At 63.0% G+C, this 5,814-nt stretch carries 4 protein-coding genes; all 4 read left to right on the top strand.

Annotation, left to right across the window (positions count from 1 at the left end):
* Nucleotides 1-218 precede the first annotated feature (218 nt).
* From WMO66_RS03695 to larC, 4 genes are read left to right on the top strand one after another with little or no spacing between them, the layout of a single operon-like run.
* Nucleotides 219-2,399, top strand: a complete 2,181-nt coding sequence (locus tag WMO66_RS03695; RefSeq protein WP_349135033.1) for an ATP-dependent helicase — start codon at nt 219-221, stop codon at nt 2,397-2,399.
* Complete coding sequence (gene larE, locus WMO66_RS03690) at nt 2,396-3,145, top strand: ATP-dependent sacrificial sulfur transferase LarE (RefSeq protein ID WP_349135032.1); 750 nt, start codon at nt 2,396-2,398, stop codon at nt 3,143-3,145. Before WMO66_RS03695 ends, larE begins: the two co-directional genes overlap by 4 nt.
* Entirely contained in the window at nt 3,138-3,893 is a 756-nt protein-coding gene (gene larB, locus WMO66_RS03685; protein ID WP_349135031.1) for a nickel pincer cofactor biosynthesis protein LarB, read from the top strand. The genes larE and larB overlap by 8 nt, the downstream gene beginning before the upstream one ends.
* A complete protein-coding gene (gene larC, locus WMO66_RS03680) occupies nt 3,890-5,116 on the top strand; it encodes a nickel pincer cofactor biosynthesis protein LarC (RefSeq protein ID WP_349135030.1) in 1,227 nt (408 codons plus the stop codon). Before larB ends, larC begins: the two co-directional genes overlap by 4 nt.
* The last annotated feature ends 698 nt before the right edge of the window (nt 5,117-5,814 follow it).

The raw sequence follows: 5,814 nt of genomic DNA, 5'->3' as shown, positions 1-5,814 counted from the left end.
AGTCGAGGTATGGAAAACGCAGGAATACTTTGTGTATTTCAAGTTTTTCATACCGATGGATTGACGAAAAAGATCCGCCATCCGCCGCAGATGATTTATTCAGAGTTTCCCAAGTAATATTGTAGCATATTGGCAGGCAGTGCGCAAGCCCGCCCGGCTCGCGCTTGTATTTCGTCCGATTTTGTGCTATTATTTTTCGGGAAAGGGGGCGAACACGCATGGACGATCTGCTGAGCGGGCTGAACGCGGCCCAGCGGGAGGCCGTCACGGCCACAGAGGGCTATGTCCGTGTCATCGCGGGCGCAGGCTCCGGCAAGACGCGCGCACTGGCGCGGCGCTTCGCCTACCTTGTGAACGAGGTCGGCACGCTGCCCGGCAACATCCTGTGCGTGACGTTCACGAACAAGTCTGCCGCCGAGATGCGCCAGCGCATCCACGCTCTGACGGGCGACGAGGACACGGGCTATATCTGCACGTTCCACAGCTTCTGCGTGACCGTCCTGCAGGAGGACAGCCACGCCGTGCAGTATCCGCGGCGCTTTCTCGTGCTTGACAACAGCGACATCGACGCCATGCTCCGCATCATCTATGAGGAGCGCGGGCTGACGCTGCGCGCCATGACCTTCAGCGCGGCGCGGGACATGATCGAGCTCCGCAAGCTCAAGAAGGAGCCGCAGTATTATCTCGATCTCATCACGCTGTCGCTCGAGACGCTGCAGCAGAAATATCTGCAGGCCGAAGCCCCGGACGACATCATTTTCTATGGCTATCTCTACCAGCAGAAGAAATGCTTCGGGCTGGACTACAACGATCTGCTGAAATTCACGCTCTATATCTTCGAGCAGGATGCGGACATCCGGCTCAAGTGGCAGCAGCGGCTGGAATACATCATGGTCGACGAATTTCAGGACATCGACGAGCCGCAATACACGCTGATGCAGGTGCTGTGCGGCTATCACCACAATCTCTTCGTCGTGGGTGATCCCGACCAGACGATCTATACCTGGCGCGGAGCAAACATCCGGTATCTGCTGGACTTCGATCAGGTCTTTCCCGGTACGCGGACGATCCTGATGATGGAAAATTACCGCTCCACACCGCAGATCCTGTCCGTGGCAAATTCGCTCATCGCCAGAAACACGGACCGCATGGAAAAATCCCTGCTCCCCACCCTGCCGGACGGCGCACCGGTCCGTCTGCACCACGCGCGCAGCGCGGCGGACGAGGCCGCGTGGATGGCGGCGCAGATGCAGGCCCTGCACGACGGCGGGACGCCCTACCGCGACATGACCGTGCTCTACCGCGCGCATTATCTCACGCGGACGGTCGAGGAGGTGCTCCAGCGGGAGAAGATCCCCTATACCATCTACAGCGGCGTGCAGTTTTTCGGCCGCGCCGAGATCAAGGACGCCTTGTCCTACCTGCGCATGATTGCCTGTCAGGACGACCTGTCGTTCCTGCGCATCGTCAACCAGCCGAAGCGCAACATCGGCGAGCGCCGCCGCAGGCTGCTGCAGGAGCAGGCCGCACAGGAGGGCTGTTCGCTGTTCACGGCCCTGCGCCGCAGCGTCGGCACGGAGGCCTTCCGCGGCACGGGTGCGGCACGCTTCGTCTCGCTCATCGATGCCTTTTCGTCCGACTGCTCCGGCCGGTCCGTCTCGGAGGTCCTGTCCGCCATCCTGCACGAAAGCGGCTATGAGGCCATGCTCCGCACGGAGGGCAGTCAAGAGCGGCTGGACAATCTGGCAGAGCTGAAGCAGTCTGTCTATGAATATGAAACGACATGCGGTGAGGAATGCACGCTCGAGCACTATCTGGCCCATGTGGCCCTGTTTACAAACGCCGACGCGGGCGACAGCAGCGACCGCGTGAAGCTGATGACCGTGCACACGGCCAAGGGGCTGGAATTCCCCCATGTATTCCTGTGCGCGATGAACGAGGGACTGTTCCCCTCGAAAAAGATCCGGACCCTCCCCGCCATGGAGGAGGAGCGACGGCTGGCCTTCGTCGCAATGACACGCGCGGAGCAGGGGCTGTACCTCTCCGAGGCCGCCGGACGCAATTTTGACGGAACCGACCGCTATCCCTCGCGCTTCCTGCTCGACATCGACCCCGGCCTTCTGGAGCAGAGCGGTGAGCGCGACGATATGCTGCTGGATAACGCCCGCGGCTACATTGCCATAAGCGAACGCACGCTGCGCGGCAGCGCGGACACCGCCGCCTTCCGGCCCGGCCAGCGCGTGCGGCACAGCATTCTCGGCACGGGCACCATGCTGGAGCTCGACGAGGCAAAGCAGGCCTGGCTCATCCGCTTTGACGGACTGCCGACCCCGCGGCGCATTTCTTTCCGCGCGCGGCTCACGCCGTGTCCGGAGCAGGAAGGAGACACCCCATCATGACCCTACAGGAATTTTTCGCGGAAAACGCGCGCGCTGCCATCGCGTTTTCGGGCGGCGTGGATTCGTCGTATCTGCTGTATGCTGCGGTGCAGTGCGGTGCAGACGTGCACGCTTACTTTGCCAAGACGGCGTTCCAGCCGCAGTTTGAGCTGGACGACGCGCGGCGGTTGGCCGAGAGCGTCGGTGCGAAGCTGACCGTGCTGGAGCTGGATGCCCTGTCCTCCGAGGATGTGGCGCGCAATCCTGCAAACCGCTGCTACTACTGCAAGCAAAATATTTTCGGAAATCTGAAGCGCGCGGCAGCCGGGGACGGGTTCACGCTCATCCTCGACGGCACGAATGCCTCGGACGACGCCGGGGACCGCCCCGGTATGCGAGCCCTGCGCGAGATGGACGTCCGCTCGCCTCTGCGCGAATGCGGCCTGACGAAGGCGGAAATTCGCCGTCTGTCGCACGAGGCCGGGCTGTTCACCTGGGACAAGCCCGCCTATGCCTGCCTTGCCACGCGCGTCCCCACCGGCACGCGCATCACGCCGGAGCTGCTGGCCGCCACGGAGCGCGCCGAGGGCTGGCTGTTCTCGCAGGGCTACACGGACTTCCGCGTCCGCCTGCTGGACGGCTGCGCCCGCCTGCAGTTCCCGGCAGATCAGCTTTCCCGGGCGCTGGCCCAGCACGACGAGATCGTCGCGGCCCTGAAGCCCGATTACCGGGCAGTTCTGCTCGATTTGGAGGCGCGCCATGCATAATTCTCTCACCGCCCTGCTCACGCAGGTGCGCGACGGAAGCATTTCCGTCGCGGACGCGGCCCTGCAGCTGCGCGAGGCTCCGTTTGAGGACCTCGGCTATGCGCGCGTCGACCATCACCGCCGTCTGCGGCAGGGCGCGGCCGAGGTCATCTACGGCGCGGGCAAAACGCCGGAGCAGATCGCTGGCATCGTCGATTCCCTGCAGCGCAGCGGGCAGAAGACCGTGCTCATCACGCGCATGAAGCCGGAGGCCGCAGCCTATCTGCAGGAGCGCGCAGCGCTCACCTATGACGCAGCCTCCCGTATCGGCATCGTCGGGCCGCTGCCGGAGCCGGACGGCGACGGGAAGATCGTCGTCGCGACCGGCGGTACGAGCGACATTCCCGTCGCCGAGGAGGCAGCGCTCACAGCCGAGGTGCTCGGAAACCGCGTCGTGCGGCTGTATGACGTCGGCGTGGCCGGGCTGCACCGTCTGCTCGCCAGTCTGGACGAGCTGATGGGTGCGCGCGCCATCATCGCCATCGCCGGGATGGAGGGCGCGCTTGCCAGCGTCATCGGCGGACTGGTCGACTGCCCCGTCATTGCCGTGCCGACGAGCGTTGGCTATGGTGCGTCGTTCGGCGGTGTTGCCGCGCTGCTTTCCATGCTGAATTCCTGCGCCAGCGGCGTTTCCGTCGTGAACATCGACAACGGCTTCGGCGCGGGCTATCTTGCCAGCATGATCAATCATATGGGGGCCAAGCCATGAAAACACTGTATCTTGACTGCGGCATGGGCGCTGCGGGCGATATGCTCACGGCGGCGCTGCTCGAGCTGCTGCCGGAGCCGAAGGCATTTCTGCAGGAGCTCAATGCGCTGGGCATCCCCGGCGTTGTCACCACGGCCGTGCGCACCGAAAAGTGCGGCGTCTGCGGCACGCAGCTCTCCGTGACCGTGAACGGCGCAGAGGAGGAGAGTGAGGACGTCCCGCTGGCGCACACACATGCTTGCAGTCATGTTCACGAGCATGACCATGAGCATGCCCATGAACACTCTCATTCCCACACCGGCATGGCGGACATCCGCGCGCGCATTGCGGCCCTGCCGGTCCCGCAGCGTGTGCGGGACAATATCCTCGCCGTCTATGGCCGTCTGGCCGCAGCAGAGAGCGAGGCCCACGGCAGGCCGGTCGACCAGATCCACTTTCATGAGGTCGGCACGATGGACGCGCTTGCGGACATCACAGCCGTGTGCCTGCTGCTTGAGCGGCTCGCGCCGGAGCAGATCATCGTCTCGCCCGTGCACGTCGGCAGCGGCCACGTCCGCTGCGCCCACGGCATTCTCCCCGTTCCCGCCCCGGCGACGGCCATTCTGCTGCGCGGCGTTCCCATTTACGGCGGGCACATCGCAGGCGAGCTGTGCACGCCGACCGGCGCTGCCCTGCTGACGCAGTTTGCCGCGCGCTTCGGCGATATGCCGCCCATGCGCGTAGAGCACATCGGCTATGGCATGGGCCGCAAGGACTTCTCCGCCGCCAACTGCGTCCGCGCCCTGCTGGGCGAGACGGAGGACAGCGCGGAGGACGTGCTGGAGCTTGCCTGCAATCTGGATGACATGACGCCGGAGGCCATCGGCTTTGCGCTGGAGCGTCTGCTGGAGGCAGGGGCACTCGACGCATGGACGACGCCCATCGGCATGAAAAAATCGCGCCCCGGCGTACTGCTGAGCGCGCTGTGCCGCCCGGAAAAGCGGCAGGCTGTACTGGAAGTATTTCTGCACGATACAACGACGCTCGGCGTGCGGGAGCACCGCTGCAGCCGGACGGCGCTGCAGCGCAGCGTCAGCGAGACCGACAGTCCGTGGGGACCGGTGCGCTGCAAGCAGGCGGGCGGCTATGGCGTTTCCCGCAAAAAATATGAATTCGACGATCTGGCACGCATCGCCCGTGAGACGGGCCTGAGCCTGCCGGAGCTGCTCGAGAAGCTGCCGTAGCCCGTGCAGAATCCTGCAGTCCAATGTTGACCGCATTCGCAAGGGTGTTATACTCTCTGCTCTTGTATATTGAAGTTTTATTCTCCCGTTTGTCCACAAGGCTCGCCGCCTTGGCCTCCGGCTACTTTGCGATCTGCTTGACGATTTCTGCTTGACATTCCCCTCTATTCGTGCTATTTTTTCTCTGACAGAGCATCCGGAGTACTAGCCCACCCGTCGGAAACGGCGGAACTAGTCTTGATTTTCCGGTTGCTCTGTCTTTTTTCTGCAGCGGCCGATCACACTTGTAATTTTCCTCCGGATATCTTGACACCGTCGGCGACGTATGCTATACTTCCAATATAGCCGCTCTTGTGCGAACCGTCTGGGCTACCGCTTCGGTAGCCCAGCGACCGAAGCACCTGGGCGGCTCTTTTTATGCCTGTGTACAGCACGCCGCTGTTCCCGAGAGAACCCCTGCCTCCGTCCTCACTGCCCAGCCTGCAGAACGCGGCTCCCAAGCGCCGATTGAAAGCGACGCGGCCGCCCATTTAGATGGGTGTTCATAAAACAGTCAATGGAGCGTATCGATACAGATACGCTCCATTTTTCACGTCAACATACTATGTAATGGGGTGCAGCCCCTTGGCTCTCCCTTTGGGAGAGCTGTCACCGCAGGTGACTGAGAGGGCCCTGCAGCCTTTTTCGAATGATAAGAT

Source organism: Faecousia intestinalis (assembly GCF_040096185.1).
Taxonomy (GTDB): domain Bacteria; phylum Bacillota; class Clostridia; order Oscillospirales; family Oscillospiraceae; genus JAZOXB01.
The sequence above is the reverse complement of the archived record's forward strand: the minus strand, read 5'-3'. Positions and strand labels throughout refer to the sequence as shown.